This is a genomic window from Streptomyces sp. cmx-4-9 (assembly GCF_046548835.1).
Lineage (GTDB): Bacteria > Actinomycetota > Actinomycetes > Streptomycetales > Streptomycetaceae > Streptomyces.
In genome coordinates this window covers 345,502-372,308 of record NZ_JAEBEE010000005.1, presented here as the reverse complement: position 1 = coordinate 372,308, position 26,807 = coordinate 345,502, and the positions used below count along the sequence as shown (strand labels likewise).

Below are 26,807 nucleotides of genomic sequence, written 5' to 3'. Positions count from 1 at the left end.
ACCGCCAGTGGCACTAGCGTCCCGTGGCACCCCGGGATTGCGGGTGTGCACCGCAGGGCGTCTGCAGGCCCTGCGGGCCCCGCCCCTCCCGGCCCACGGAGCGAGGAGGCACTTGTGCTGTCATTGCGGCGGAGATCCGTCAGCGGCTTTTCGGTGGCCACCAGATACGCGATCGGAAGCGTCGTCGTCATCGCCGCCCTGGCCTTGACGCTGGTCGCCCTGCTGATCCCCGTGGAGAGCTTCGGCGGGCGTTCCTCGGCCGCCGCGGCTCCGGCAGCGGAGGACGACGGCGCCGGAATCCTGAGTACGGCGTACGGGCCGCTGACCCCGGCTGACCGGGACTTCGTGCGCAAGGTGCGGCTGGCCGGGCTGTGGGAGCTGCCGGCCGGGCGCCAGGCCCAGCAGCGCGGGACGCGCCCCTCGGTGCGTACCGCCGGGGAGCACCTCGTCGAGGGCCACACCGACCTGGACCGGCAGGTCATCCAGGTGGGACAGGCCCTCGGCGTGGACCTGCCGAACCAGCCCAGCGTCCAGCAGCAGGAGTGGCTGGGGCAGCTGACCGAAGCCAAGGCCGGAGAGGAGTACGAGCGGCTGTTCGTCCAGCTGCTGCGCCGGGCGCACGGAAAGGTGTTCGCGCTGCTGGCCGGGATCCGGGCCCAGACCCAGAACTCCATGGTGCGGGCCCTCGCCACCTCGGCGAACGCCACGGTCCTGGACCACATCACGGTCCTGGAGGACAGCGGGCTCGTCGACTTCGACTCGCTCGTCGACGGCAAGACGGTGCCCGCGCCCGCCCGCTCCGCACGTTCCGCCCCTTTGATGTCCGACCGACGAAGTGAAGTGATCGCATGAGCCCGAAGGGCCACAAACGCCCCCGTGTGTCGAACAAACTCCTGGCCGTGGTCTCCGCCCTCGTACTGGGCGGCGGCGGGGTCGCCGTGGTCGCCGGCAACGCCTCCGCGGGCCAGGAGGGCGACCGTACGACGCAGGTGACCGCCACCATCGACTGCCCGGACGTGGGTGACAAGCTCACCGCCGTCCCCGACCAGGCCAAGCCCGAGGTGGACGAGAAGCTCGCCGCCCTCGACGACCAGGTGGCCGACGCCTACCGGCGGCTCGCCGCCGGGGAGGCCGCCGGCGACCCGCTCCTCGGCGAACTGCAGGACCAGCGCGGGAAGTCCATCGCCGCGGTGTCCGAGGCGATCGGCCGCTCCGGCGGCGCCAAGCCGGAGGGCCTGGACGCGCTGAAGACGTGTGAGATGAAGCAGGCCGACATCGCGGACGAGGGCGCGCAGGCACCGGACGCCCAGGCCCTGGCCGCGGCGGGCCAGCAGGGCGCGGCCGCCGCCTCGCGCAAGGGCGCCCCGGCCCGCGGGGACTTCGTCAACATCACCAAGGTCCGGCCGAACGTGCGCACCCCGGCCGCCTCGGGCCGCGCCTCGACGGGGTCCTTCAGCTCGCGGTGCGGCCGCAACGAGAACGGCCACTTCAACCCCGACAACGTGATCGTCGCCCCCGGCGTCTCCAACGGCGCGCACCACATGCACGACTACGTGGGGAACAAGTCCACCGACGCCTTCTCCACCAACGACAGCCTCGCCGCCTCCGGAACCACGTGCAGCAACGGCGACCAGTCGACCTACTACTGGCCGGTGCTGCGACTGCGCGACGGCAAGGCGGAGAAGGACGCCAAGGCGCCCGGCGGCGGCCAGGACGGCAACGTCGGGACCATCCTGCGGCCGAAGCAGGTGACCACCACCTTCAAGGGGAGCCCCGTCGGGAAGGTCACGGCCATGCCCCGCTTCCTGCGCATCATCACGGGGGACGCCAAGGCCTTCACGAACGGCACCGCGAACGCCAACGCCTCGTGGAGCTGCACCGGCTTCGAGAACCGGCAGCTGAAGGACAAGTACCCGATCTGCCCCAAGGGCAGTGACGTGGTGCGCACCTTCACCTTCCAGAGCTGTTGGGACGGCAAGAACACCGACAGTGCCAACCACCGCACGCACGTGGCCTTCGCGGACCAGAACGGCCGCTGCAAGAAGGGGTTCACCGCCCTGCCGCAGCTCGTGCAGCGGATCACCTACGGGGTCTCCCCCGGCGCCCGTTTCGCGGTGGACAGCTTCCCCGAGCAGCTGCACAAGCCGGTGACCGACCACGGCGACTTCATCAACGTGATGTCGAACGGGCTGATGTCCAAGGCGGTGGACTGCATCAACAGCGGCCGCAACTGCACGTGACCGGGCGGCCGGCACCACCCACCGAATGACGCGTACCTGACATAATGACCCCGGCCCGGCCCCCTGATCACGGGGCCGGGCCGGGGTCCTCTCCTTGGTCCTTCGGTAATTCCTACGGGGCGGCTACAGACCGTTGACGCGCGCCATGCGGCCGACGACGACGGGGGTGAAGTCGGCCGTGACCACGCGCGCCGTCCTGCGGCCCACCCGGGCGTTCTGGCGCCGCACCTGCGCCATCAGGCGGCGGCTGCGCAGGGCCATCTCCAGCTCGAAGCGGGTGCGGGGGTCGCGCAGTCCGGGCCCGAAGAGCTTCTCCAGCTGACGCATCCGGTAACGCACGGTCTGCGGGTGCACATTGAGGGCCTTGGCGGCCTCCGGGGCGCCGCCGCCCTCCAGCCAGGCGAGCAGCGTCACCTCCAGCCGCTCGCTCTGGCGCGGGGTGAGGTCGGCGAGCGGGTGCAGCCAGCGGGCGGCCAGGGCGTGGGCCAGGGGCTCGTCCTGGAGCAGCAGCAGGGTGGAGAGGTGGTCGTCGACGAAGACGGGCCGGGCTTCGAGTCCGGCCCGGGCGGGGGTCAGGGCGAGCAGGCGCAGCGCCCAGCGCAGCGAGGACGCGGTGTCCCGCAGGGGTACCGCGTGGCCGACGGCCGCGGAACGGCCGCGCAGCGGGAGTTCGAGCGGGGCCCGGGTGTCGGGGTCCGGACTGGGGACGAGCAGGCACGGCCGTCCCGCGAAGACTCCCGGGAGGGCTGCATCCAGCGCCGCGGCCAGCTGGTGGGTCTCGCCGGGCAGGGCCGGCGCGATGGCCCGCACCGCCGTCGGCAGGGGCCAGCCGGCCGCCTCGGCGAGCCCGGCCAGTTCGGCGAGGGAGCCTTCGGACGCGGCCCGGTCGTCGGTGAGGGCCTTGAAGAGGTCCTGGCGTGCGCGCTCGGACGGCCCGGTGACCTCCGGTCGTTCACCGTGACCGCCCTGGGCGGCCGCCGGCCCTCCCCCGTGGCTCGCCTGGCCGCCCTGGCCGCCCTGGCCGCCCCGGTCTCCCTGGTCTCCCTGGTCTCCCTGCGGGTGCGCCTCCCCGACGTCGTCCCGTGCGGGTTCGCGCACCGGGGCCCGCAGTTGCTCCCGCGTGTGCTCCCGGGCCCGCTCCGGCGCGGGTTCGCGCGCCGGCTCCCGTACGGATTCGCAGGCGGGCTCGCGCACGAAGTCCCGTACGGCCTCGCTGGCGGGTTCGCGCACCGCGTCCCGTACGGCCTCGCGCATGTCCTCGCGGCGGGCGTCGCGCCGGCCGTCGTGCCGGTCCTCGCACCCGTCCGATGCCGGTGCCGGTGCCGGTGCAGCCGTCCGCCGGGACGCTTCGTGGTAGCCGAGAACGGAGAGAAGCGCCTCTTCCACCCGCTGTCGGACCAATTCGTCATCGATGGCATCGTTGTCATCGATAAGGTCGGAAAATCCTGGAATTCCATGCAGAAGCTCCTCCACTATCTCCGCGGCGAGCGCGGGGAGTTCCCTGCGCAGGACACGGGTCCACTCGCCTCGGGGGCGGGACCAGATGCGGTTCAGAAGTTCGCACATCGTTACCTCGTTCGTGCCGGGGTGAGGCTTGTCCGGTGAAGGAGCGACAAGCCCGCCGGGGTGGCCTCGCATGCCAACATGTGTGTCTGACAGGCGAGTTGCGACCCTCGTACTCCCTCCTGGAGCGGTCCGGCCACGTGCCGTCCCATGGTTTTGCCGTCATTTTGCCGTCGGGGACGCGTAGGCGGCGGGCGGCGCGGTGGCCTGTCGCAACCTCCGCTGGAGGGGAATCTTCCGGTGTTGTTCGATGCCCCGGAGACGCGGTGCGAGAAATTATCACGTTTCGATAAATCCTGTGGAGATGATGCGTAGCTCCACGATGCTGCTGCCCTCCGGCCCAAGCTCCCTCGGCCGGCGCAGGAGTTCACAGCGCTGCCGGGCACGACCGACGACAAGCCCCGGGTGCCGAGCGCCAGGTGGAGAGCTCGGGCCCAGGCGCACAGGAGAACTGGATGCCCCTGTCCCAGCCGCACATGCCCCGCTCGCACCGAGCCCGCCGCAGAAGTCGCCACGCGGCAGCGGCAACGGCCCCGGCCGCCGGACGCCGGGCCGTCCGGCGGCCCTCCCTCTTGCCCGCCACCGGGCGGCTGCGCCCGGGCGTGCTCGCCGCCTCCCTCGCGGCCGTCGCCTCCCTCGTGGTGACGGCCCGTGCGGGCGCCCTGACCCACCTGTGGGACTTCCTGGACTTCGGTGCGGGCGTCCTCTCCCTCGTCTCTCTCAGCGCCACCGTCCTGTGGGGGCTGGTGGCCACCGACCGGGTGGTGCTGGAGTCGGGCCACCGGCTGCTCGCCCAAGGCGCCCACCGCGGGCTCGCCGTGGCGGGGCTGGGCTTCCTGGCCCTGCACATCTGGGTCAAGATCGCGGAGCAGCGCACCAGCGCGGCCTCCGCGGCCGTGCCCTTCACCGATCCGGCACAGCCCGTGCTCATCGGCCTCGGCAGTCTCGCCGGGTATCTCTTCGTGGCCGTGGCGGTCTCCGGCGCGGTCCGCAGCGCTTTCGCCACCAAGAGCCGTTCCCTGTGGTGGCGTGCCCTGCACATCGGCGCCTACCCCGCGTGGGGCGCCTCGCTGGTGCACGGGCTCAAGGCGGGCCGGCCCGCGGATGCCTGGGTGACGGCGGCCTACGCGCTGTGCCTGGCGGGTGTGGCCGCCGTCCTCGCCTTCCGGCTGCGCACCCGGATGCGCGGCGCCGTACCGGCGCGGCCGCCCGTCAGGCCCGTCAGGCCTGCGGCCGCGCCGCCCGCTGCCGCCCGCACTCCCTCGGGTCGCCCGCCGGTGCCCGCGCAACGGTCCTTCGTCCACGCGCCGCTCGTGGACTCGCTCGCCGCCGGGGAGCGTCAGCTGTGAGCCTCGAACCCCGCCCCGGACTGGGATGCGTGGGGGCGCCCCGGCTGCTGGCCGGACTCGACCAGGTCTCCCGGCTCGACCGGGTCGCCCATCTGACCGCGCACGGTTCGCTGCCCCGCTACCGGCCCGACGAACTCCTCGCCCTGGCCGAGGACATCGAGCTGCGGGGCCGCGGCGGGGCGGGCTTCCCCTTCGCGCGCAAACTGCGCGCCGTCACGCGGTCCGCCAAGGCCCAGGGCGGGACGACGGCGGTGGTGGTCAACGGCAGTGAAGGCGAACCGAGTTGCCTCAAGGACACCGCGCTGCTGCTGCACGCCCCGCACCTGGTGCTCGACGGGGCCCTGCTGGCCGCCGCCGCGCTCGATGCCGAGGACGTCGTGGTGGGCGTGACCCGGACGGACGTGGAGCAGTCGGTGCGCGCCGCGATCGCCGAGCGCGGTCCGGGGGGCCGCCGGGTACGGGTGGCCCTGCTGCCCGAGCGCTTCGTGACGGGTGAGGGCACCGCCCTCGTGAGCGGGCTGAACGGGGGTCCGGTGCTGCCGTCCGGGCGGAAGGTGCGCACCAGCGAACGGGGCCTGGGCGGGATGCCCACCCTGCTGTCGAACACCGAGACCTACGCCCAACTGGCCGTCGCCGCCCGGATCGGAGCCCTGGACTACCGTTCGGCGGGCCTGCCGAACGAACCTGGCACCGTTCTGCTGACCGTGGCGGGCACCACGGTGGTCGAGGTGCCGACGGGGACCTCGTTGGCCTACGTGCTGGACCTGTGCGGGACCGAACCCGGTCAGGGCGTGCTCGTCGGGGGCTACCACGGCCGCTGGCTGGACCCCGTGTCGGCCCGTGCCGCCCAGGTCTCCCGGCAGTCCCTGGCGGCCTTCGACGCGGTGCTGGGGGCGGGGGCGGTGCTGCCGCTGCCGGAGGACACCTGTCCGGCGGGGGAAGTGGCGCGGGTCACCCGCTGGATGGCGAACGAGTCGGCGGGGCAGTGCGGGCCGTGCGTACGGGGGCTGCCCGCGCTCGCCGATGTGCTGGACGCCGTCGTCGCGGGCGGCGGCGGGTCCGCCCTGGAGGCGGTGGAGGCCCGGATGGGCTCGGTGCGGCGTCGCGGTGCATGCAGCCATCCCGACGGCACCTCCTCCTTCGTGGCCTCGGCCCTGTCCTCCTTCCCCGACGAGTTCCGCGACCACGCCGTGGGGAGCGGATGCGGCCGGCGGGTGCTGGGCGCGCTGCCGCTGCCGGAGGACGAGAGTCCCGAGCGGCTGGTCGTGGACTGGACGCTGTGCAGGGGGCACGGGCTGTGTGTGGACGTCCTGCCCGACGTCGTACGGCTGGACGCCGACGGCTTCCCGGCCGAGGCCTCGATGCCGGTGCCGGCCCGGCTGCGGCCCAAGGCCCTGCGGGCGGTGCGCCGCTGTCCGGCGCTCGCCCTGCGCATCCAGGAGTGAAGCGGGCACGGCCTGTTGAACGTGCCCCCGCGGACCCGAGTTCAATGTTGGCGCGATCTGACAAATTCCCCCGGATATCCGCCCCGGATCTCCCGAGGCCCGTATCAATGAGCGAAGGGACCGAAGGAAAGAAACGCGGATCCGAATCTTTAGGAGAGATCGTGAAGAATGTGCGTCGTGGGATATTCGCCGGTTCGGCCATCGCGGTACTTCTGTTGACGGCCGGATGCGGAAGCTCCGACAAGGCCTCCGGAACGGGAAATGCAGTCCCCGTGGGCGACAGCCGGAAGCTGGGGTCGGCCAACGGCGCGGGTGACTCGTCCGACGCGTACGGGGCCGGATCGGGGTACGGGACGAACCCGGGCGCGGCGCCGGCGGACGCGGCCGGGGCCGCCGCGGCGGGCGCCGCGGCCGGGCAGCTGAAGGTGCAGCAGCTGGGCGACCTCGGCACCGCGGTGACCGACGGCCAGGGCTTCACGCTCTACCGCTTCGACAAGGACACCCCCAATCCTCCCAAGTCTTCCTGCGAGGGCGACTGCGCCAAGGCCTGGCCGCCGGTCCCGGCGGACGAGGCCACGGCCGGCGAGGGCATCGAGACGGGCCTTCTCGGCTCGGTGGCCAGGGCGGACGGCACGCGGCAGCTGACCCTCGCAGGCTGGCCGGTGTACCGCTACGCGAAGGACACCAAGGCGGGCGACACCCTCGGCGAGGGCGTCGGCGGCACCTGGCACGCACTGGGCCCCGACGGCAAACCGTCGACCGCGGCCAAGGCGGCCCCGGCCCCCGAGGAGCAGAAGGAGGAGGAGGGGAAGGAGGAGAAGAAGGAAGCCGAGCTGTCCGTCAACCCGAACGCCATGCTCGGCCATGTCGTCGCCGACGCCCAGGGCCGGACGCTCTACCGCTTCGACAAGGACAGCGCCTGGCCGATGAAGATCGGCTGTGTCGGCGCCTGCGTGGACACCTGGAAGCCGGCCGCGCCGGTGGACAAGGCAAAGGTATCCGGAATCGCCCCGGAATTGATCGGCTCGGTGAAGCGCCCCGACGGGACCGAGCAGTTGACCATCGACTGCTGGCCGGTCTATTCCTTCACCGGTGACACCCAGCCCGGTGACATCAAGGGCCACAACAAGCAGGGCCTGTGGTTCGCCGTCACCGAAAAGGGCAAGAAGGCCAAGGTCTCCTGAAGGCCGGCCGCCCCCTCCGTGCGGTCCCCCGGACCGCACCCCCAGACGTGGCGCCCGGGCCCTCCTCCCCTCCCGGGCGCCACGACCCCTCCCCCTCGCCTGTGAGGTCACGATGGCACCGCCGGACCGCCGGTCCCCCCTCGCCCGCCCCGCATACGCCGCCCTCGCCGTGCTGTCCGCCGCTCTGCTCTACGGCGCCTGCGCCGGCCCGCGGCCCGCGGACAGTGCGCCGGCCTCGATCGAGCAGATCGCCGCCGCCATCGGCTGCACCGCCGAAGTGAGCGTGCAGGCGGAGGAGTTGAGCCAGGGCGGCTGCGGGAGCGGGCCGGACGCGTACCGCATGGCGACCTTCGCGGCCGACCGGGGACTGCGGGAATGGCTGGCCGAGGCACAGGACTACGGGGGCACCTACCTGGTGGGCAACCGGTGGGTGGTCACCGCCCCGTCCGAAGAGGCCCTCACCACCCTGCGGGGCCGGCTGGGCGGCCATCTGGAGACCGGCGCCGACCACGGCGGCCACCCGGCCGGACCGCCCGCGCAACAGCCGGCTCCACCGGCCTCCGGCCCGCCGGTCCCCGACGTGTCCGCCGACCCCGCTGCGAGCGGCCCCGGGGACGGCTCCCCCGGACCGCACTCCGGGCCCCACACCGGGCACTGAGCGCGCAGCGCACCCACCGCACCGCCCCGGCCCGTCGCCCGGGGCGGTGCTCCGCGTCGACGCACCGCACGGTCCGCCCCGTGCGGCGTGTCGGCCAGTTGTCCCGATGTCGTCTCGTTCGTGAGGAGCATGAAGGCCGACCCTCGGGGATGATTCGCCCGGGCCGTGCCGTGCAACAGGGTGAAGCCACAAGCGATTTCACCGAAAGGACACGGCATCGTGCGCATGAAACGCCTCGCACCGCTGCTCGCCACCGCCGGACTCATGGCGGGCACCGTGCCCGTGCTGTCCGCCGCGCCGGCATCCGCGGCCCCCGCAGGCGCCCACCTCCAGCAGAAGCCCGCGTGGCAGCGTTGCAGTCCCGAGCAGCCGGCCTCCTACGAGTGCGCCACCATCAAGGTCCCGCTCGACTACCGGCGCCCCGACGGGCCCGCCCTAGACCTCGCCCTGTCCCGGATCAAGAGCGAGAACCCGGCCAAGCGCCGCGGCGCGATGCTGTTCAACCCCGGCGGGCCCGGCGGACCGGGCCTCGACCTGCCGCTGATGATGAACGAGGCGATGCCGAAGGAGGTCCGCGACCAGTACGACATGATCGGCTTCGACCCGCGCGGGGTCGGCGCCAGCAGCCCCGTCGGCTGCGGACTGGACGATCAGGAGCAGAACTTCCTGCGGCCCTACCGGCCCGAAAGCTTCCCCTCGGACGTGGCATGGGCCCGTACCGTCGCCGACAAGTGCCTGGAGAAGGCCGGTTCGGTCCTGCCCCACATCACCACCCGCAACACGGCCCGGGACATGGACACGATCCGTGCGGTGCTGGGCGAGCGGAAGATCTCGTACGTGGGCTATTCGTACGGGACCTACCTGGGCGCGGTGTACACGCAGATGTTCCCGGAGCGCACTGACCGCTTCGTCCTCGACAGCGGCGTGGACCCGCAGCGCATCTGGCGCGGGATGATCCAGGTCTGGGCCTCGGAGGCCGAGCCCGCCTTCGTCCGGTGGACCGGCTGGGCGGCCGAGCGCTCCGCCGAGTACGGCCTCGGGGATACCCCGAAGGCGGTCTCGGACACCTTCTGGGCGCTGGTGGCGCGCGCCGACCGGGAGCCCGTCGAACTCGACGGGATGAAGCTGACGGGAGACGACATACGGGCCGCCCGGGCGCTGTTCTTCTCCCCGGCGCAGGCCACTCCCGTCATCGTGGCGCTGAAGGCGGCGGCGGAGGGCGCCCCGCAGCCCGACGCTCCCGCCCTGCCCGAGGTGAAGCGGCTGCTGACCGCGGGCGCCGCCGGACCGGCGGCGGTCACCCGGCCGGCGGTCGCGGCGGGTGCGCGGGCCGCGCAGACGCCCGCGGACAACTCCACGGCGGCCTTCCTCGCCGTGGTGTGCGGGGACACGGGCAACTGGCCGCGCTACACCGAGCAGTACGAGCGGGATGCGGCGCGGGACAAGGCCGCCTACCCGCTCTACGGTGACTTCGTCTCCAACGTGATGCCGTGCGCCTTCTGGCCGCGGCCGAAGGAGGCGGCCACGCCGATGAAGACGGCGGCGAAGGTGCTGACCGTACAGAACGAGTGGGACTCCCAGACCCCGCTGGTCAGCGGCCAGGGCCTGCACCGGTCGCTGAAGGGCTCCCGGATGGTGCTGGTGGCGGGCGGCGAGGGCCACGGCGTGTACCTGAACGACCCCGCGTCCTGTGCCAATGCGCCCGTCAACGCCTACCTGGCCACCGGCCGGCTGCCCGCCGAGGACGTGACCTGCCAGAACCCGCCGGGAGCCGGGCCGTCACGGGAGTCCCTGACCCCGCGGGCGCCGCTCCCCGGCCCCGGCCGGTTCTGATCCCGGGCGCCTGCTGACCCCGTCGCCGGACCCCGGACGCCGGGCGGGCGGCCGGTTCCGCCGGCCGCCCGGACCGGGAGGCAGTGCGGCCGTTCAGCGGTGGTACGGACGCCACGGGCGCCGGGGCCCGCCGGCGGGAGCGCCCGCCGGGGCACCGGCGACGGCCGCCTTCGGGACGGCTGCGGTCCGGCCGGCGCGCAGCGGGGTGAGCAGTCCGGCGGCGAGGATCAGCAGGCACAGCGCGCCGCCGGCCAGGCCGGCCGCCGGGACCCCGTGCCGGGCGGCCAGGACCGTGAGCACGGCCGCCCCGACGGGCCCCGAGGCGTTGTGCACGGTCCAGAAGGCGGAGGTGACCCGGCCGAGCAGGTGGTCCGGGGTCACTTCCTGCCGCAGGGTCATGCTGCACACTCCGGCCAGGGTCATGCCGAACATGGACACCGCGGCCAGTACGGCGATCAGCGGCACGCTGCGGCTGATGCCGGTGCCCGCCACCGCCAGGCCGATCAGCGCGACCGAGGCCAGCCAGCAGGTGCCGAAGCCGAGCCTGCGGCGCAGCGCGCCGGCGGCGAAGGCCGCGAGGAGGCCGCCGGCCCCGCCCGCGGCCATCACGTAGCCCAGGGTCGCGGCGTCCCGGCCGAGGTCCTCCCGGACCCGGAAGATCAGGAGGTCGGTGGCGCCCATGGTGACGAAGGTCAGCAGGGTGAGCAGCACCGTGAGCGGGCGCATCAGGGGGTGGGTCCACAGGAACCGGAAGCCCACGACGAAGACCTCCTGGAGCAGGCGTTGCCCGGCCGCATCCCGTCGGGGCGCCTGCGGTTCCCCGGCCGGACGAGGGAAGCGGACCCAGGCCAGGCTGGCGGCCGAGACGAGGAAGGTCGCCCCGTCCACGCCCAGCGCCCAGTCCGGTCCCACCGCGACCGCGAGGAAGCCGGCGGCCACCGGGCCGAGCAGGGTGCCGAAGGCGAAGGTGCTCATCAGCCGGCCGTTGGCGGCGGTCAGGTCCTGCGGGCGCACCAGGTTCGGCACCGCCGTCACGTACGCCACGTCGAAGAGGGTCTTCAACACACCGACCAGGACGGTCAGTACGTAGAGCAGCCAGATCCGCGGTGCGGCCGCCCACAGCAGCGGCAGCGTGCCGAGCAGCAGTCCCCGTCCCAGATCGCAGACGATCATGAGGCGGCGGCGGTCCACCCGGTCCACCAGGTATCCCGCGAACACCCCGGTGCCGATGCCCGCGACCCCGGACACGGCGGTGACCAGGCCCAGTTGGGCCACGGACCCGGTGGCGTGCAGGACCAGCAGGGGCAGGGCGAGCAGCGAGACCGATCCGCCGAGGACGGACAGCGCCTGCCCGAGCCAGAAGACGTTGAAGTCCTTGTTCCGCCCCAGCGCGGGGCGTTCACCTTGATCGGTCACCCGGGGACGGTAGTCCGGCGGGTCCCCGGGTGTCGCGCGCTTTTTACGCGGACGCGGCCGGACGCGGGCGGGCGCGGGCGGGCGCGCGACCCGTCAGCCGAGCAGCGCGTAGACGGTGGAGGCGGTGGCGGCGGGCTCCCGGGCGCCCTCGGGGGTCAGGGTGATGTCGGCGAAGGCCATCCGCCGGCCGAGCTTGGTGACCCGTACGTGGACCAGGACGTCCACGCCGACCACCGGGCGCTGGAAGCTCGTGGACTGCTGGACGGTGGTCATCGGCCCGTACTCGCCGCGCGCCGCGGAGATCGCGATGACGGTCGCGGTGTCGGCCGCCGCCATCAGGGCCTGCCCCGAGAGGCCGCCGCCGTCCCGGGCCAGGGCGTCGGACCAGGGCAGCCGCAGGACGGCGTGCCGCTCGCCGGTCTCCTGGACGGTCAGCCCGAGGGCCAGCACCCAGGGGGCGAAGTGGTCGGCGAGGATCTTGTCGGCGTCTGCCGGTGTCAGCGTCACCGGGAGATTGTGGCGGCCCGGGGCGGGCCGCCACAACACCTGGCGCGAAGACGATCGGTATCGGCAGGTTTTCCCGCGGTCGGAAGGGGCGGCCCGTTCCCCGTCAGAGGGTGGCGGCCAGTTCCGTGCCCTGGCGGATCGCCCTCTTCGCGTCGAGTTCGGCGGCCACGTCGGCGCCGCCGATCAGGTGCGCCTCGATCCCGGCGGCGCGGAGCGCCTCGTACAGGTCGCGGCGCGGCTCCTGCCCGGTGCAGAGCACCACCGTGTCGGCCGGTACGAGGCGCTGCTCGCCGCCGACGGTGATGTGCAGGCCCTCGTCGTCGATGCGGTCGTAGGCGGCTCCGGCGACGGTGGTCACTCCGCGGTGCTTGAGTTCCGCGCGGTGGATCCAGCCGGTGGTGGTGCCGAGGCCGGCGCCGACCTTGCCGGTCTTGCGCTGGAGGAGGTGGACCTGGCGCGGGGGGGCGGGGCGGTCGGGGGCGGTGAGGCCGCCGGGGCCCGTGTAGGCGGTGTCCACGCCCCAGTGCCGGAAGTAGACCTCCGGGTCCTGGGAGGCGCCTTCGCCGCTGTCGGTGAGGTACTCGGCGACGTCGAAGCCGATGCCGCCCGCCCCGACCACGGCGACGCGCTCGCCGACGGGGGCTCCGTCGCGCAGTACGTCGAGGTAGCTGACGACGCCGGCATGGTCCACGCCGTCGATGTCGGGGGTGCGGGGGGTGACTCCGGTGGCGACGACCACCTCGTCGTAGCCCTGGAGGGCGGCCACGTCGGCGCGGGCGCCGAGGCGGACGTCCACGCCGCTCTCCACCAGCTGGGTGCCGTAGTAGCGGATGGTCTCCTCGAACTCCTCCTTGCCCGGGATGCGGCGGGCGATGTCCAGCTGGCCGCCGATGTGGCCGGAGGCCTCGAAGAGGGTGACGGCGTGGCCGCGTCCGGCGGCGGAGACCGCGCAGGCCAGGCCGGCCGGGCCGGCGCCGACGACGGCGACGCGCTTCTTCACCCGCGTGGGCGACAGGACCAGTTCGGTTTCGTGGCAGGCACGGGGGTTGACCAGGCAGCTGGTGATCTTGCCGCTGAAGGTGTGGTCGAGGCAGGCCTGGTTGCAGCCGATGCAGGTGTTGATGGTCTCGGCGCGGCCCGCCGCGGCCTTGGCGACGAACTCGGCGTCGGCGAGGAAGGGCCGGGCGAGCGAGACCAGGTCGGCGCGGCCGTCCGCAAGCAGCTCCTCGGCGATCTCCGGGGTGTTGATGCGGTTGCTGGTGACGAGGGGGACCGACACGGCGCCCATCAGCCGCTTGGTGACCCAGGTGTAGGCGCCGCGCGGGACGGAGGTGGCGATGGTGGGGATGCGGGCCTCGTGCCAGCCGATGCCGGTGTTGATGATGGTGGCCCCGGCCGCCTCGATCTCCTTGGCGAGGTGGACGACCTCGTCGAGGGTGGAGCCGCCGGGGATCAGGTCCAGCATGGAGAGCCGGTAGATCAGGATGAAGTCCTCGCCGACGGCCGCGCGGGTGCGCCGGACGATCTCCAGCGGGAAGCGCACCCGGTTCTCGTACGCGCCGCCCCAGCGGTCGGTGCGCCGGTTGGTGGCGGCGGCGATGAACTCGTTGACCAGGTAGCCCTCGGAGCCCATGATCTCGACGCCGTCGTAGCCGGCGAGCTTGGCCAGGCGGGCGGCCCGGACGAAGTCCTCGACGGTGCGCTCGACCTCGATGTCGCTGAGCTCGTTCGGCACGAAGGGGCTGATGGGGGCCTGCAGGGCACTGGGGGCGACCAGGTCCTTGTGGTAGGCGTACCGGCCGAAGTGCAGGATCTGCATGGCGATCTTCCCGCCCTCGGCGTGCACCGCCTCAGTGATCACCCGGTGCTCGGCGGCCTCGTCCTCGGTGGTGAGGCGGGAGCCGCCCTCGAAGGGGCGGCCGGCGTCGTTCGGGGCGATGCCGCCGGTGACGATCAGGCCGGCGCCGCCGCGGGCGCGCTCGGCGTAGAAGGCGGCGAGCCGCTCGAAGCCTCCCTGGTGCTCCTCGAGGCCGGTGTGCATCGAGCCCATGATCACGCGGTTCGGCAGGGTGGTGAAACCGAGGTCCAGGGGGCTCAGCAGATGCGGGTACCGGCTCTGGGAACTCATGGGGGCGCCTCCTCGCGCGGGGGTGATGCACCTGTTCTAGCGAGGGGACGGAGGTTTTGCAACTAAGTGCATAACCGGGCGGGGAGCCCCCGCGGTGGCCCGCCCCGGGATTCCCGGGACCCCGGGCCCGCTCCCCGCACCGGCTGTGGCGCAGTTCACGCGCCCGGATCGAGGCGCGCCCGCCCGGCGGTACGGGTCTACTGCATCGGGTACGCGGCCTTCTGGGCGAGCGTGCCGTCCTTGAAGCAGAAGCGGAACACGGTCTCCTTGCCGGCCTTGGTCGCGCCGCTGGAGACGTACCAGGAGCAGCTGCTGCCCTCGGGCTCCGCGGGGCCGCCCTCCTTGAGGGCGCCCTTGACGAAGCTGTCGCCCGAAGGCAGCTTCGCGCGGACGTCCTGTTCCGTGTCGCCGCTCTGCACGGCCTCGTAGACCGCGGGGTCCAGCAGGGTGCGGTCGGCGGCGTCGATGACCTTGCCCACGCCGAACACCAGGGCGGCCAGCAGTCCGACTCCCCCCACCAGTGCCACGCCGCACCCGATCAGACAACCCTTGCGCTGTGCCACGCCCGTTCCTCCCTGCCGTCCCCGTCCGGTGCCGTCCACCGTCATGTCCGACCTTCGCCGCGGCGGGGGGTGCGGAGCTGCCCTCCAAAGTCGTGGACCGCCGCGACGAACGTCGTTCGAGGCCGGACCCGCCGTCCCGACACCACAGCGAGCAACCGGTCATCGCCGCGGCTACGGCGGCTTCAAGGGCGTCCTGCTCGGGTCGGTGAGCCGCCAGGTGGTGCAGTACGCCCCCTGCACGGTCGTGGTGGTCCGGGAGGGCGCGGACGAGGACGACCGACCCGCGTACGGCGCGCAGACCGGGCGGCGGGGGGCTACGCGGCGGGTGCGGCCAGGTCCGCGGGGTCCGTGTTGGCGCCGCACAGGACGACAGCGACCCGCTCGCCCGGCGGCCTGGGTGCGGCCTGCAGCGCCGCCAGGGCGGTGGCGGCCGCGGCTTCGACCACGATCCGGTGCTCCTCCCACAGGGTGCGCCGGGCGGCGGTGACGGCCGCGTCGGGGACGAGCACCGACTCCACGTGCGCCGCGCGCGCGGCGGCCAGTGCGTCCGCCGAGACCCGGGTGGCGCCCAGGGAGTCCGCGGCCACGGAGTCCACGGGCACGTCGACGGGGCGTCCGGCCGCCAGGGCCGCGTTCAGCGCCCGGGAGTTCTCCGGTTCGGCCGCGACCACGTGGACGCCTTGCTCGCGTGCGGCGGTGGCGATCCCGGCGAGGAGCCCCCCGCCCCCGACGGCGACGACCACGGTGTCCAGGCCGGGGAGGGCGGCCCGGATCTCGTCGAGCAGGGTCCCGGCGCCCGCCGCGACGAGCGGGTGGTCGTAGGCATGGCTGCTGAGGGCTCCCGAGGATGCGGCGAACTCCTGGCAGGCGGCCTGCGCTTCGGCGTACCGGTCGCCGGCCAGGCGCACCCGGGCCCCGTAGCCCCGCAGCCGTTCCACCTTGACGCGCGGGGCGTTCTCGGGGAGGAACACGGTCGCGGGCACGGCGTGGGTGCGGGCCGCCCAGGCGCAGGCGAGGCCCGCGTTCCCGCCGGAGGCGATGGTGACGCCGGCGACCGGGAGCGTACCGGCGGCGTGGTGGGCGGCGAGGAAGTTGAGCGCGCCACGGGCCTTGAACGACCCGGTGTGCTGGAGGTGCTCCAAGGCGTACCAGAGCCCCTCGGCCGCGGGGGCCACGGCGACCGGGCGTATCCCGCCGGCGATCCGGTCGGCGGCGGCGCGTACGGCCGCGTAGTCGAATTGCCGTTCGCTGTGCTGTTCCATGGGGCGACTGCCTTTCAGACGGCGGGCCGGGCGGCCTCGATGAGCTGGCGCAGGGCGCCGTGGTAGACCTCGTGGTCGGTCAGTGCGGGCAGTACGTCGGCCAGTCCTGCGGACAGCACGGGGAAGCGCTGCGGGTCCAGTGCGGCGAGGGCCGCCCGCGAGGCCTCGGTGACGGCGGCCGGGTCCCGGTGGTCCACGAAGGCCGCGCTGCCGAGGGTCAGCAGGTACATGCGGCGGTAGACCGTCATGGCCTCGGCCGCGGTCATCCCCGCGGCCACGCTGTCGGCGAGCGCGGGCTCGACGAGCCGGGCCAGCAGCTGCCGTCCCAGCCAGGGCCGGCCGCCGCGCAGCACCAGGAGTCCCGGGTGGGCGGTGAGCAGCCGGTACAGGGCGGTGAACCGCAGCTCGGCGGCCTCGGCCCAGTCCGTCCCGGCGGGGACCTCGGGCAGTTGCGCGGCCAGGTGCTCGGTGCACAGGTCCAGCAGTCCCGCGAGGTCGGTGCAACGGCGCTGGACGGTGGCGTGGGAGACGTCGAGCCGCTCGGCAAGCACCCGGAAGCTCAGCCGGGCCGGACCCTCCTCGTCGATGATCCGCAGGGCGGCGACGGCGATGGCCTCCGGCGTCGCGCGGTCCAGGGCAGCTGATCTCCTCGGCATGAGATACACCGTATCAGCCACTGTATCTCGCACGGGATCGCCGACTCCCCCGGCCCGTCCGCGCGGCGTCGGCTGCGGGCTGTTCGCGGACCGGCCGTGGACTGACTGCGGCCATCCTGCTGGTCATTGGCCGACAACCGGCACCTTTCGTTGACACCGGGTGATCGCACCGCTGCACTGGGTGCACCACTGCCCTGCCCGTCAAGGAGACTCCGTGCCGCCTCGCCTGCGTGCGTCGCTCCCCTGCCTGACCGCGGCCGCCCTGCTCGCCCTCGCCCTGGCACCCGTCCCGGCGGCGGCCGAACCGACGGCGACCTCGGACACCCCTCTGGCCCTCACCCCGCCCATGGGCTGGAACAACTGGGCGCACTACCTGTGCGACATCGACGAGGCCACGGTGGTCGCCAACGCGGACGCCCTCGTGTCCACCGGGCTCGCCGCCAAGGGGTACGACACGGTGACCGTCGACGACTGCTGGATGACCCGCAGCCGCGACGACCGGGGCAACCTCGTCGTCGACGCGCAGAAGTTCCCGCACGGCATGGCCTGGCTCGGCGCGTACCTGCACGCGAAGGGCCTGAAGTTCGGCATCTACCAGGACGCCGGCTACCTGACCTGCGAGAAGTACCCCGGCAGCGGTGCGCCCCAGGACGGCGGACCGGACCACTACGCGCAGGACGCCCGGCAGTTCGCCTCCTGGAAGGTGGACTACGTCAAGATGGACGGCTGCAACCTCCGGGTACCCGAGGGCACCACCAAGGAGCAGGCGTACCGCGACGCCTACGGCGCCGTCGCACGGGCCCTGCGCGCCAGCGGCCGCGACATGGTCCTGTCCGCCTCCGCCCCCGCCTACTTCCAGCAGGGCGAATGGGGCGGCCCGGACTGGCACAAGGTGCTCGGCTGGGTCGGCGAGACCGGCCAGCTCTGGCGCGAGGGCCGGGACATCAAGGTGTACAACCGGGCTTCGCCCGCCACCTCGCGCTGGAGCTCGGTGCTCGGCAACTACGGCTACAACCGGTGGCTCGGCCGGTACGCCTCGCCCGGCAACTGGAACGACCCGGACTTCCTGATCGCGGGCGCCCCGGGCCTGACCGCGGCCGAGGGCCGCAGCCAGGTCGCCCTGTGGGCCATGATGGCGGCCCCCTTCATCCTGTCCTCCGACGTGTCCGCCCTCACCCCCGAGGGCCTGGCCGCGCTGGGCAACACCGATCTCATCGCCCTGGACCAGGACCCGATGGGCCGTCAGGGCGCGGTCGTCTCCTCCAACGCCACGTTCGAGATCCTGGTCCGGCCGCTCGCCGACGGCGACCGCGCGGTGGCCGTGCTCAACCGGTCGGCGCGCGAACGCGACATCGCCGTACCGCTGGAGGAGCTCGGACTGCACGGGTGCGCGGCCGCCGACGCCAAGGACCTGTGGACCGGCCGGACCCGGGAGGTCGCGGGCACCCTGACCGGGCGGGTGGCCGCGCACGACACCGGGGTCTGGCGGCTCACGCCGCACGGCTGCGCCGAGGCCGTGCCCACCGGGCAGATCACCGGTGACGGGGCCCGGTGCGCCGACGGGGCGAACACCACCGGCGTCGGCGCGGTCGTGCTCGCCTCGTGCACCGGGGCGCCCGACCAGCGCTGGATCCTGGGCGGCGACACCCGTCTGCGGCTCGCCGGGGACTGCCTGTCGGCGGGCCGGGACGGCCTGGTGGAGCTGGCGGACTGCGCGTCCCGGCCGGACGAGCAGCCCGGCCAGCGCTGGAAGCACCGCCGGGACGGGGCCCTGGTCGAGACGGCGAGCGGACGGTGCCTGACGGCGCCGGCCGCGGCCGCCACCCCGGACGCCCCCGCCGCGCGACTGCGCCTGGACGCCTGCGGCGACCACCGGACCGACCAGACCTGGTCCCTTCCGGCCTGACCGGGCGGATCCGGCGGATCCGACGGCGAACACGACGGCGAACGGATGACGAACCCCATGCCCCGCACACCCCGCAGGCCGCGCCCCCGCCCGGTCGTCCTCGCCGCGCTGCCCGCAGCGCTGCTGACCCTCGTCTGCGCGGGCGCGGCCCCCGGGGCCACCGCCCCGGACGGCCCCGTACCCGTACGGGCCGGCGCGTCCGGTGCAGTACGGGAAGCGGTACGGGCGCAGGTGCGGCCGGGGGCCGCCCGCCCGCGGACCTTCGACACCGGCCCCGCGCGGGCCGCGCTCGGACGGCTGCTGCCCCGGCACGCCGGGCAGTTCACCTTCGTGGCGGACACGGCCGCCGCGGCCGACACCTTCAGCGTGTCCGGAGCCCCGGGGGACATCACCGTCCGCGGGAGCACCGGAGCCACGCTGCTCACCGGGGTGGGCTGGTACCTCCAGCACGTCGCCGGGGTCGACATCGGCTGGCCCGGGGACAGCCTCGGGGCGCTCCCCGCCCGGCTGCCGGGCGTTCCGGCGCCGGTGACCCGCAGCGCGCTGGTGGCGCACCGGTACGCGCTCAACGACACCGACGACGGGTACGCGGGCCCCTACCGCTCGTTCGAGGAGCACCAGCGGCAGGTCGACCTGCTCGCCCTGCACGGGGTCAACGAGGTGTTCGTACAGGTCGGTGCCGAGTACCCGTACTACCGGGCGCTCCAGGGCTTCGGCTACTCCGCGGCGGAGCTGCGCGCGTGGGTCCCCGGCCCCGCCCACCAGAGCTGGTGGCTGCTGCAGAACCTGAGCGGATTCGGCGGGCCCGTCTCCGAGCGGCTGATGCGGGAGCGCGCCGAGCTGGGCGGGCGGATCGCCGAGCAGCTGCGCGGACTCGGCATGACGCCGGTGCTCCCGGGGTACTTCGGCACCGTCCCGCCCGGCTTCGCCGCCCGCAACCCGGGCTCGGCCACGGTCGCGCAGGGCGACTGGGCGGGCTTCGACCGGCCTGACTGGCTGGACCCGGCCTCGCCGGCGTTCGGGAAGCTGGCCGCCGCGTACTACGCGGAGCAGCGGGCCGTGTTCGGGGACAGCGCCATGTACCGGATGAGCCCGCTGCACGAGGGCGGGCAGACCGGCGCCGTGGACGTGAAGTCCGCCGCCGGGGCCATCCAGGCGGCCCTGCACGCCGCCCACCCGGATGCGCTGTGGGCGGTCCTGGGCTGGCAGGACGATCCCACCGCGGAGCTCCTGGCCGGGGTGGACACCTCCCGGCTGCTGATCCTGGACGGCCTCTCGGACCGGTACAACCGCCTGGACCGCGAAGCCCGCTGGGGTGGCGCGCCCTACGCCATGGGCAGCATCTACAACTTCGGCGGGCACACCACGGTCGGGGCCAACACCTCCGTGTGGATCGAGCGGTTCGGGCCGTGGCGGACGAAGGGCGACAGCGCACTCGCCGGGACCGCCTACCTGCCGGAGGCGACCGGGACGAATCCGGCCGCCTTCGACCTCTTCACCGACCTGGCGTGGGAGCCTTCGCCGATCGACCAGCGGGCCTGGTTCGCGGACTTCGCGGCCCGCAGGTACGGCGGTCCCGACCCCGCGGCCGCAGCGGCCTGGGAAGAGCTGCGCAAGGGCCCGTACAGCACCTCCTCGGGGCTGTGGTCCGAATCGCAGGACAGCCTCTTCACGGCCCGGCCGAGCCTGACCGCGGCGGGCGCGGCGTACTGGAGCCCCCGGTCGATGCGCTACCCGGCCGAAGGGGTCCGCCGGGCCCTGGAGCACCTGCTGAAGGTGGCCCCGCACCTGCGCGGCTCCAGCGCCTACCGCTTCGACCTGGTGGACACGGCCCGGCAGGCCCTCGCCAACCACTCGCGGGTGCTGCTGCCACAGATCAGGGCGGCCTACGAGGCGAAGGACCTGGCCCGGTTCCGTGCGCTGACCGCGCAGTGGCACGACGGGGAGCGGCAGTTGGACGCGCTCACCGGATCAGACCCGAACTTCCTGCTGGGGCGGTGGCTGAAGGCGGCCCGGTCCGCCGGGGCCGACCGGGCGGAGCAGGACCGGTACGAGTACGACGCCCGCTCGGTCCTCAGCGTGTGGGGCGGGCGCAGCACCAGCGAGGGCGGCTTCCTGCACGACTACGCCAACCGGGAGTGGAACGGCCTGGTCGGCGAGTTGTACGCGCGGCGCTGGCGGGCGTACTTCGACTCCCTGGAGGAGGCGCTGGTGCACCGGGCGGCTCCGCGGGCGATCGACTGGTACGCCTTCGAGGAGGAGTGGGCCCGCCGGACCACCCGGCACCCGGCTGAGCCCGTCGGGGACTCGTACGCCCTGGCCGCCCGGATCGCCGAAGGACTGCGGCCTGCTGCGGGCGGTCGCTGAGCCGCACCGGGGGACGCGGCGCTGCCCACCCGAAGGGGCGGCCGTCACCCTCCCGTGGGAATCTCCCCACCCGTGCGGGGGAGAGCGCACCGGGCGGCCCTCCGCCCGGGAGCGGCGCGGAAATCATCGGGGCCATGTCCGAGAGCGAACGGGACCGGCCCGAGACCGCCGGCGAGCCCCCGACGGTGCCCGCACCCGCCTCCCCGGACCGGTCGGGGGCCGGGCACGGGCCGGCCCCGTGCCGGTGCGGCGCCGCACCGTTCCCCGACGGGGTGGTGGAGCTGCGCAAACGCCGGGGGCCGGGCGCCTGGAACCCGGCCGCGGATCCGGTGCAGTGGCTGGAGTTGCTCTCCCGCCGGGCGGCCGACCGGGCGGACCGTCCGCGCGGGTGATCCCGGCACGGCCGGCCGGGCGGCGGTGATCAGGCCGGGCGGCGGGGCGCGGCCCGGATGGACGCAACCACGGGAACAATCGGACATCCCTCGCAGGCCGTCCCGTCCGTCAGGAGCCGACGCAGTGGAGCTGACCAGTACGTCGTTCCTCGTCCTGCTGATCGTCGCCACCGCGCTCGCCATGCTCGCCGCGCTGCTCCTGTGGAACCGGGTGCCGGGGCCCGGATGGCTGCGGTGGCCGGCGCGGGTGCTCATGATCGGGCTGTGCCAGCTCACCGCCATCTGCGGAACGGCCACCTGGATCAACCAGAGTTACGGCCTGTACGCCTCCTGGGACGACCTGCTCGGCACCGGCGCCGGACAGCAGGCCGGGGACATGACGGGGCCGCCGGTGGGCCGGGCCAGGTTCACCGCGGCCGGTGACGGTGCCCTGGGCAGCTATTTCCGCGGCTCCCACTCCAAGCTCGCCGGACAGGTGACCGTCCTGACTCCCCCGGAGTACGACGCCCCGGGGGCGCAGCGGACCCGGTTCCCGGTGCTGATGCTGCTCCACGGCCATCCGGGCACCCCACGGACCTGGATCGACCTGGGCGGCATGCCGGGGGCGTTGAACGCCCTGGTGCGCCAGGGCGCGGCGCACCCCTTCATCCTGGTGGTCCCGGAGATCGACCCGGGCGGGGTGAACACCGACTGCAGCAACACCCCGCAGCGCAGGACCGCCGACTGGCTGGTCCAGGACGTGCCGGACCTGGTCGCGCGGAACTTCCGTACGCTGCCCGCACCGGGCGGCTGGGGGCTGATGGGCGTGTCGACCGGGGCCTTCTGCGCGGCCAAGCTGCCGTTGCAGTACCCGAAGGCGTTCCGGGCGGGCGCGGCCCTGGACCCCGATCCGCTGACGGGCGACCCCGAGGTACTGGCCGATCCGGGCCTGCGGGAGCGCAACAGCCCGGTGTGGCTGGTGGAGCACACAAAGAACGCGGACACCGGCCTGTTCCTCGCCACGTCCGCGCAGGACAAGGACAGTCCGCCGCAGCAGCTCGCCGATTTCGCGGCGGCCGCGGCGGGCAGCGGGGTCCGGGTCAGGACCCTCGTCCGCCCGGCGGGCGGCCACAACTTCCAGACCTGGACCGGGATGTACCCGGACGCGCTGGGCTGGCTGAGCACGGAGATCACCGCGCCCAGGGCCCGCTGAGAGGGGGCGCGCCCGGCGGGCGGCGCTCAGGCGGGTTGGGGCCGTACCGGCAGGGCCTCGACGCTGTTGCCGATGAAGCTCCGCTGGTGCGCGAGGTCGGCTGCGGGGACGGCCAGCTCCAGGTCGGGGAAGCGGGTGAAGAGCTGCTCCAGGGCGACGGTGGCCTCCAGGCGGGCGAGCGGGGCGCCCACGCAGTAGTGCGCGCCGTGGCCGAAGGAGAGGTGGCGGGCGGCGGTGGGCCGGGTGATGTCGAAGCGGTCGGCGTCCGGTCCGTGGAAGGCTTCGTCGCGGCCGGCCGCGGTGTACCCGGCAAGCACCGGGGCGCCCCGCCGGAGCGTCGTCCCGCCGACGGACAGGTCGCGGGTGGGGTAGCGGAAGGGGAACCAGCTGACGGGCCCGTCCCAGCGCAGGGTCTCGTCGACCACGTCCGACCAGCTCGCCTTGGACTCCAGGACGAGGGCGAGCTGGTCCCGGTGGGTGCACAGGGCGCGGACCGCGTTGCTGATGAGGTTGAGCGTGGTCTCGTGGCCGGCGACCAGCATCAGCCGCATGGTGCCGATGAGTTCGGCCTCGCTCAGCCGGTCGCCGTCGCCTTCGTGGGCGGCGATCAGGGCACTGGTGAGGTCGTCGCCGGGCCTGGCCCGCCGCGCGGCGGCGATGGTGCCCATGAGGGCGACCAGTTCGCGTACGGCGGCCATCGCCTCGGCCGGGGCGGTGTCGGTCGCGACGATCACCGTGTGGGACAGGTGGTGCAGCCGGCCGCGGTGCTCGGGGTCCACGCCGAGCAGCTCGCAGATGACGCCCATCGGGAGCGGAAGGGCGAAGTGGGTGCGCAGGTCGGCCACCCCGTCGGGCGAGGCCGCCGCGGCCCGGCCGAGGTCGTCGAGCAGGGCGGCGGCCAGTTCCCCGACGCGGGGGCGCAGCCGTTCCACCTGGCGGGCCGTGAAGGCTCTGCCGACCAGCGAGCGGAGCCTGCGGTGGTCGGCGCCGTCGGCGGTGTGCATGCCCTGGGCCTGGGCGAAGACCCGCAGAGGCCAGTCCCGGGGGATGCTGCCGTCGTGCAGGGCGGGGCAGTGCCGGGCGTCCTTGGCCACATCGGGGTGGGCGAGGAACTCCTTGAGCGCCTCGTGCCCCAGGACGACCGCCCCGGGCACCCCGCCGGGCAGGACGACGTCCGCAACGGCTCCCCGGGCACGCAACCGCGCGTTGAGGGCGTGCGGGCAGCCGCCGGCGGGGTCGATGACGTACGGGTCGGTGACGCTCGTGGAGGTGGCGTCCGTGGCGGTGGCGTCCGTGGCGGTGGCGTCCGTGGCGGTGGTGTCGGTGGCGGTCACCTCCGTGGCGGTGGCGTCCGTGGCGGTGGGTTCCTCGCGTGACGGCAAGCCCGTTCTCCTCGCTTCGTGGTCCGGACGCGGTCAACACTGCGGCCTGTCGGGCGGGTTGTACAGTCCGCCGGCCGGGGCGCCGTAGGGTCGGGGCATGCCGGAAGCGAAGCGGGCTCTTGAGGGGAAGGTCGCCCTGGTCGCCGGGGCGACGCGGGGGGCGGGCCGGGGCATTGCGGTCCAGTTGGGCGCGCAGGGCGCGACCGTGTACGCATCGGGCCGCAGCACCCGGGGCAGGCGCTCCGAGTACGACCGGCCGGAGACCGTCGAGGAGACGGCGGAGCTGGTCACGGCCGCCGGCGGACGGGGTATCGCGGTGGTCGCCGACCACCTGGTGCCGGACCAGGTCGAGGCCCTCATCCGGCGGATCGACACCGAACAGGGGCGCTTGGACCTCCTGGTCAACGACATCTGGGGCGGGGAGCTGCTGTTCGAGTGGGAGAGCACGGTCTGGGAGCACGACCTGGACAAGGGGCTGCGGCTGACGCGGCTGGCGGTGGAGACCCATGCCGTCACCAGCCATTTCGCCCTGCCGCTGCTGCTGCGGCGGCCCGGCGGGCTGGTGGTGGAGATGACGGACGGCACCGCCGAGTACAACGCGACGCGCTACCGGGTCTCCTTCTTCTACGACATCGCCAAGTCCGCGGTGCTGCGCATGGCGTTCGCGCTGGGGCACGAGCTGGGCCCGCGCGGCGCCACCGCGGTGGCCCTGACCCCGGGCTGGATGCGCTCGGAGATCATGCTGGAGCAGTTCGGCGTGACGGAGGAGAACTGGCGGGACGCCCTGGGCGAGGTTCCGCACTTCGCGATCTCCGAGACCCCCTCCTACGTGGGCCGGGCGGTCGCCGCGCTCGCCGCGGACCCGCAGGTGTCCCGCTGGAACGGCCGGTCCCTGTCCAGCGGGGAGCTGGCCCGGGTGTACGGCTTCACGGACCTCGACGGCAGCCGGCCGGACGCCTGGCGGTACATGGTCGAGGTACAGGACCCGGGCCGCCCGGCGGACACCGCGGGCTACCGCTGACGCCTCCTGCCCGAGCCCGGGGCCGGCACGGAAGCCGGGCCGGGCCGGGGCGGGCCGGTCACGGGCGGACGCCTGCCTCGCCGAAGACCAGTTCGCGGCCGGCCCCGAGCGGGGCGAAGTACCGCTCCACCTCGGCGTCGGTGACGGCCGCCAGCTCCGCGGGCGACCAGCGGGGCCTGCGGTCCTTGTCGACGACCTGGGCCCGGATGCCCTCCACCAGGTCGGGGCGGCCCAGGGCCCGGCAGGACACCCGGAACTCCTGGGCGAGGACGCGCTCCAGCGTGCGCGGCGCACCGGCCCGGCGCAGCGCGGCGAGGGTGACCTTGAGGGCGGTCGGGGACTTGGCCAGGATCGTCTCGGCGGTCTCCTTCGCCGCCGGGTCGCCGTGTCCCAGCAGGCGGTCCACGATCTCCTCGACGGAGTCCGCCGCGTAGCAGTGGTCGATCCAGGGCCGGCGGGCGGCCAGGTCGCCGGGCGCGGGCGGGGCGGCGTACCGTGCCACCGCCTCCGTGGCGGGTCCGCCTGCGAGGGCTTCGGTGAACTCCTCGATCCGCTCCGCGGGCACGAAGTGGTCGGCGAGCCCGCACAGCATGGCGTCGGCGGCGCCCACCGCGGCCCCGGTCAGGGCGAGGTGGGTGCCGAGGCCGCCGGGGGCGCGGCCGAGGAGGTAGGTCCCGCCGACGTCGGGGACGAAGCCGATCCCGGTCTCCGGCATGGCGACCCGGGAGCGTTCGGTGACGATCCGTACGCTGCCGTGGGCCGAGACCCCGACGCCGCCGCCCATGACGATGCCGTCCATGAGGGCCACGTAGGGCTTGGGGTAGCGGGCGATGCGGGCGTTGAGCCGGTATTCGTCGTACCAGAAGGCGACGGAGGCCGTGGTGCCCGCCTTCGCGTCGTCGTGGATGGCCCGGATGTCGCCGCCCGCGCACAGCCCGCGCTCGCCGGCTCCGCGGACCAGCACCTGCTGCACGTCCGGGTCCTGCTCCCAGGCGGCGAGGGCCGCGTCCATCTGCCGGACCATGGGGTGGGTGAGGGCGTTGAGCGCCCGGGGCCGGTTGAGGGTGATCACCCCGGTGCCGCCCCGGATCTCGAACAGGACGGGGGGCGCGGCGTTGTCGTCTTCGGTTCTCACAGCGATCAGTATGTCCGCGCGGTAGCGTGGGCCGGTATGCGGAAGATCATCCTGATGATTTCGATGTCCCTCGACGGGTACATCGAGGGCCCTGGGCGGCAGATCGACTGGCACGTGGTCGACGACGAGCTGCACCAGCACTTCAATGACGAGGCCCGTGCGACGGGCGGCTTCCTCGAAGGCCGTGTGACGTACGAGCTGATGGAGGGGTACTGGCCGGCCGTCGGCGAGGACCCGGCGGCCTCGCCGATCGAGGCCGACTTCGCGGGGATCTGGCGGGACACGCACAAGTACGTGTACTCGCGCACCCTGGAGCAGGTCGGCCCGAACGCCACGCTCGTACGCGACGTGGTCCCGGCCGAGGTCGCCGCGCTCAAAGCCGCCCCGGGCGGCGACCTGATCGTCGGAGGGGCGGGTCTCGCCGCCTCCTTCCTGCGGCACGACCTGGTCGACGCGTACCGGATCTACGTGCACCCGGTGCTCATCGGCGGCGGCACCCCGCTCTTCCCGCCGTCGGCCGCCCGTACCCCGCTGCGTCTCGACGGCACCCGGACCTTCGGCAACGGCGTCGTCCAACTGCGCTACGAACGGCCCTGAGCAGCGCCCCG

Annotated in this window: 22 protein-coding genes and 1 pseudogene; 14 read left to right on the top strand and 9 right to left on the bottom strand. The window is 73.9% G+C overall.

Translation table 11 applies throughout. The features are described 5' to 3' along the window. Window positions 1-153: 153 nt before the first annotated feature. Window positions 154-852: a DUF4142 domain-containing protein gene (locus ACLJTM_RS17865; RefSeq protein ID WP_411104595.1), complete on the top strand. Its 699-nt coding sequence runs from the start codon at window positions 154-156 to the stop codon at window positions 850-852. Next, window positions 849-2,240 carry a DUF1996 domain-containing protein gene (locus ACLJTM_RS17860; RefSeq protein ID WP_411104594.1) on the top strand — a complete coding sequence of 464 codons (1,392 nt, stop codon included), beginning with the start codon at window positions 849-851 and terminating at the stop codon, window positions 2,238-2,240. Before ACLJTM_RS17865 ends, ACLJTM_RS17860 begins: the two co-directional genes overlap by 4 nt. 123 nt (window positions 2,241-2,363) lie before the next feature. Here the strand turns inward: ACLJTM_RS17860 and ACLJTM_RS17855 are convergent, their stop codons facing one another. Continuing rightward, entirely contained in the window at window positions 2,364-3,806 is a 1,443-nt protein-coding gene (locus ACLJTM_RS17855) for a PucR family transcriptional regulator (protein WP_411104593.1), read from the bottom strand. A gap of 452 nt (window positions 3,807-4,258) precedes the next feature. Between ACLJTM_RS17855 and ACLJTM_RS17850 the strand changes: the two genes are divergently transcribed. The 5 genes from ACLJTM_RS17850 to ACLJTM_RS17830 all read left to right on the top strand — a co-directional run bounded on the left by ACLJTM_RS17850 (window position 4,259) and on the right by ACLJTM_RS17830 (window position 10,272). Then, window positions 4,259-5,152: a hypothetical protein gene (locus tag ACLJTM_RS17850; protein ID WP_411104592.1), complete on the top strand. Its 894-nt coding sequence runs from the start codon at window positions 4,259-4,261 to the stop codon at window positions 5,150-5,152. After that, a complete protein-coding gene (locus ACLJTM_RS17845; RefSeq protein ID WP_411104591.1) occupies window positions 5,149-6,597 on the top strand; it encodes an NADH-ubiquinone oxidoreductase-F iron-sulfur binding region domain-containing protein in 1,449 nt (482 codons plus the stop codon). The genes ACLJTM_RS17850 and ACLJTM_RS17845 overlap by 4 nt, the downstream gene beginning before the upstream one ends. A 107-nt stretch (window positions 6,598-6,704) precedes the next feature. Beyond that, window positions 6,705-7,781, top strand: coding sequence for an SCO0930 family lipoprotein (locus ACLJTM_RS17840; RefSeq protein ID WP_411104590.1), 1,077 nt, complete (start codon window positions 6,705-6,707; stop codon window positions 7,779-7,781). A gap of 112 nt (window positions 7,782-7,893) precedes the next feature. Further along, on the top strand, window positions 7,894-8,439 hold the full coding sequence (locus ACLJTM_RS17835; RefSeq protein WP_411104589.1) for a hypothetical protein: 546 nt from the start codon (window positions 7,894-7,896) through the stop codon (window positions 8,437-8,439). A gap of 225 nt (window positions 8,440-8,664) precedes the next feature. Further along, a complete protein-coding gene (locus tag ACLJTM_RS17830) occupies window positions 8,665-10,272 on the top strand; it encodes an alpha/beta hydrolase (RefSeq protein ID WP_411104783.1) in 1,608 nt (535 codons plus the stop codon). A 93-nt stretch (window positions 10,273-10,365) separates the two neighbouring features. Here ACLJTM_RS17830 and ACLJTM_RS17825 read toward each other — a convergent pair whose 3' ends face one another. From ACLJTM_RS17825 to ACLJTM_RS17810, 4 genes are all read right to left on the bottom strand, one after another. Continuing rightward, window positions 10,366-11,688, bottom strand: a complete 1,323-nt coding sequence (locus ACLJTM_RS17825) for an MFS transporter (RefSeq protein WP_411104588.1) — start codon at window positions 11,686-11,688, stop codon at window positions 10,366-10,368. A 93-nt stretch (window positions 11,689-11,781) separates the two neighbouring features. Beyond that, a complete protein-coding gene (locus ACLJTM_RS17820) occupies window positions 11,782-12,195 on the bottom strand; it encodes a PaaI family thioesterase (RefSeq protein ID WP_411104587.1) in 414 nt (137 codons plus the stop codon). Window positions 12,196-12,298: 103 nt separating this feature from the next. Next, window positions 12,299-14,323 (bottom strand): FAD-dependent oxidoreductase, encoded by a 2,025-nt coding sequence (locus ACLJTM_RS17815; protein WP_411104586.1) that lies wholly within the window; start codon window positions 14,321-14,323, stop codon window positions 12,299-12,301. Window positions 14,324-14,520: 197 nt separating this feature from the next. Beyond that, window positions 14,521-14,886: a hypothetical protein gene (locus tag ACLJTM_RS17810; protein WP_411104585.1), complete on the bottom strand. Its 366-nt coding sequence runs from the start codon at window positions 14,884-14,886 to the stop codon at window positions 14,521-14,523. Here ACLJTM_RS17810 and ACLJTM_RS17805 point away from each other — a divergent pair. Beyond that, window positions 14,789-15,130 (top strand): annotated as a pseudogene (locus ACLJTM_RS17805) (hypothetical protein); the annotation flags it as partial. The gene ACLJTM_RS17810 and the pseudogene ACLJTM_RS17805 overlap by 98 nt on opposite strands. A gap of 70 nt (window positions 15,131-15,200) precedes the next feature. Here ACLJTM_RS17805 and ACLJTM_RS17800 read toward each other — a convergent pair. Both ACLJTM_RS17800 and ACLJTM_RS17795 read right to left on the bottom strand, forming a co-directional pair. Beyond that, entirely contained in the window at window positions 15,201-16,148 is a 948-nt protein-coding gene (locus ACLJTM_RS17800; RefSeq protein WP_411104584.1) for a serine/threonine dehydratase, read from the bottom strand. A 14-nt stretch (window positions 16,149-16,162) separates the two neighbouring features. Beyond that, window positions 16,163-16,804: a TetR/AcrR family transcriptional regulator gene (locus tag ACLJTM_RS17795; RefSeq protein WP_411104583.1), complete on the bottom strand. Its 642-nt coding sequence runs from the start codon at window positions 16,802-16,804 to the stop codon at window positions 16,163-16,165. A 214-nt stretch (window positions 16,805-17,018) separates the two neighbouring features. Between ACLJTM_RS17795 and ACLJTM_RS17790 the strand changes: the two genes are divergently transcribed. The 4 genes from ACLJTM_RS17790 to ACLJTM_RS17775 all read left to right on the top strand — a co-directional run bounded on the left by ACLJTM_RS17790 (window position 17,019) and on the right by ACLJTM_RS17775 (window position 22,661). Further along, a complete protein-coding gene (locus tag ACLJTM_RS17790) occupies window positions 17,019-18,710 on the top strand; it encodes a ricin-type beta-trefoil lectin domain protein (protein ID WP_411104582.1) in 1,692 nt (563 codons plus the stop codon). Window positions 18,711-18,767: 57 nt separating this feature from the next. Further along, window positions 18,768-21,077 carry an alpha-N-acetylglucosaminidase gene (locus tag ACLJTM_RS17785; RefSeq protein WP_411104581.1) on the top strand — a complete coding sequence of 770 codons (2,310 nt, stop codon included), beginning with the start codon at window positions 18,768-18,770 and terminating at the stop codon, window positions 21,075-21,077. Between the two features lie 134 nt (window positions 21,078-21,211). After that, window positions 21,212-21,469, top strand: coding sequence for a hypothetical protein (locus ACLJTM_RS17780; protein ID WP_411104580.1), 258 nt, complete (start codon window positions 21,212-21,214; stop codon window positions 21,467-21,469). A 124-nt stretch (window positions 21,470-21,593) separates the two neighbouring features. After that, window positions 21,594-22,661, top strand: coding sequence for an alpha/beta hydrolase (locus ACLJTM_RS17775; protein WP_411104579.1), 1,068 nt, complete (start codon window positions 21,594-21,596; stop codon window positions 22,659-22,661). A 26-nt stretch (window positions 22,662-22,687) separates the two neighbouring features. On the opposite strand, the gene ACLJTM_RS17770 is transcribed toward ACLJTM_RS17775, so the two are convergent. Beyond that, window positions 22,688-23,902: a cytochrome P450 family protein gene (locus tag ACLJTM_RS17770; protein WP_411104782.1), complete on the bottom strand. Its 1,215-nt coding sequence runs from the start codon at window positions 23,900-23,902 to the stop codon at window positions 22,688-22,690. Window positions 23,903-24,140: 238 nt separating this feature from the next. Here ACLJTM_RS17770 and ACLJTM_RS17765 point away from each other — a divergent pair, with 238 nt between their 5' ends. After that, a complete protein-coding gene (locus ACLJTM_RS17765; protein ID WP_411104578.1) occupies window positions 24,141-25,064 on the top strand; it encodes an SDR family oxidoreductase in 924 nt (307 codons plus the stop codon). Window positions 25,065-25,122: 58 nt separating this feature from the next. On the opposite strand, the gene ACLJTM_RS17760 is transcribed toward ACLJTM_RS17765, so the two are convergent. Continuing rightward, window positions 25,123-26,199: an enoyl-CoA hydratase/isomerase family protein gene (locus ACLJTM_RS17760; RefSeq protein ID WP_411104577.1), complete on the bottom strand. Its 1,077-nt coding sequence runs from the start codon at window positions 26,197-26,199 to the stop codon at window positions 25,123-25,125. A gap of 36 nt (window positions 26,200-26,235) precedes the next feature. Here ACLJTM_RS17760 and ACLJTM_RS17755 point away from each other — a divergent pair, with 36 nt between their 5' ends. Continuing rightward, window positions 26,236-26,796 (top strand): dihydrofolate reductase family protein, encoded by a 561-nt coding sequence (locus tag ACLJTM_RS17755; RefSeq protein WP_411104576.1) that lies wholly within the window; start codon window positions 26,236-26,238, stop codon window positions 26,794-26,796. The last annotated feature ends 11 nt before the right edge of the window (window positions 26,797-26,807 follow it).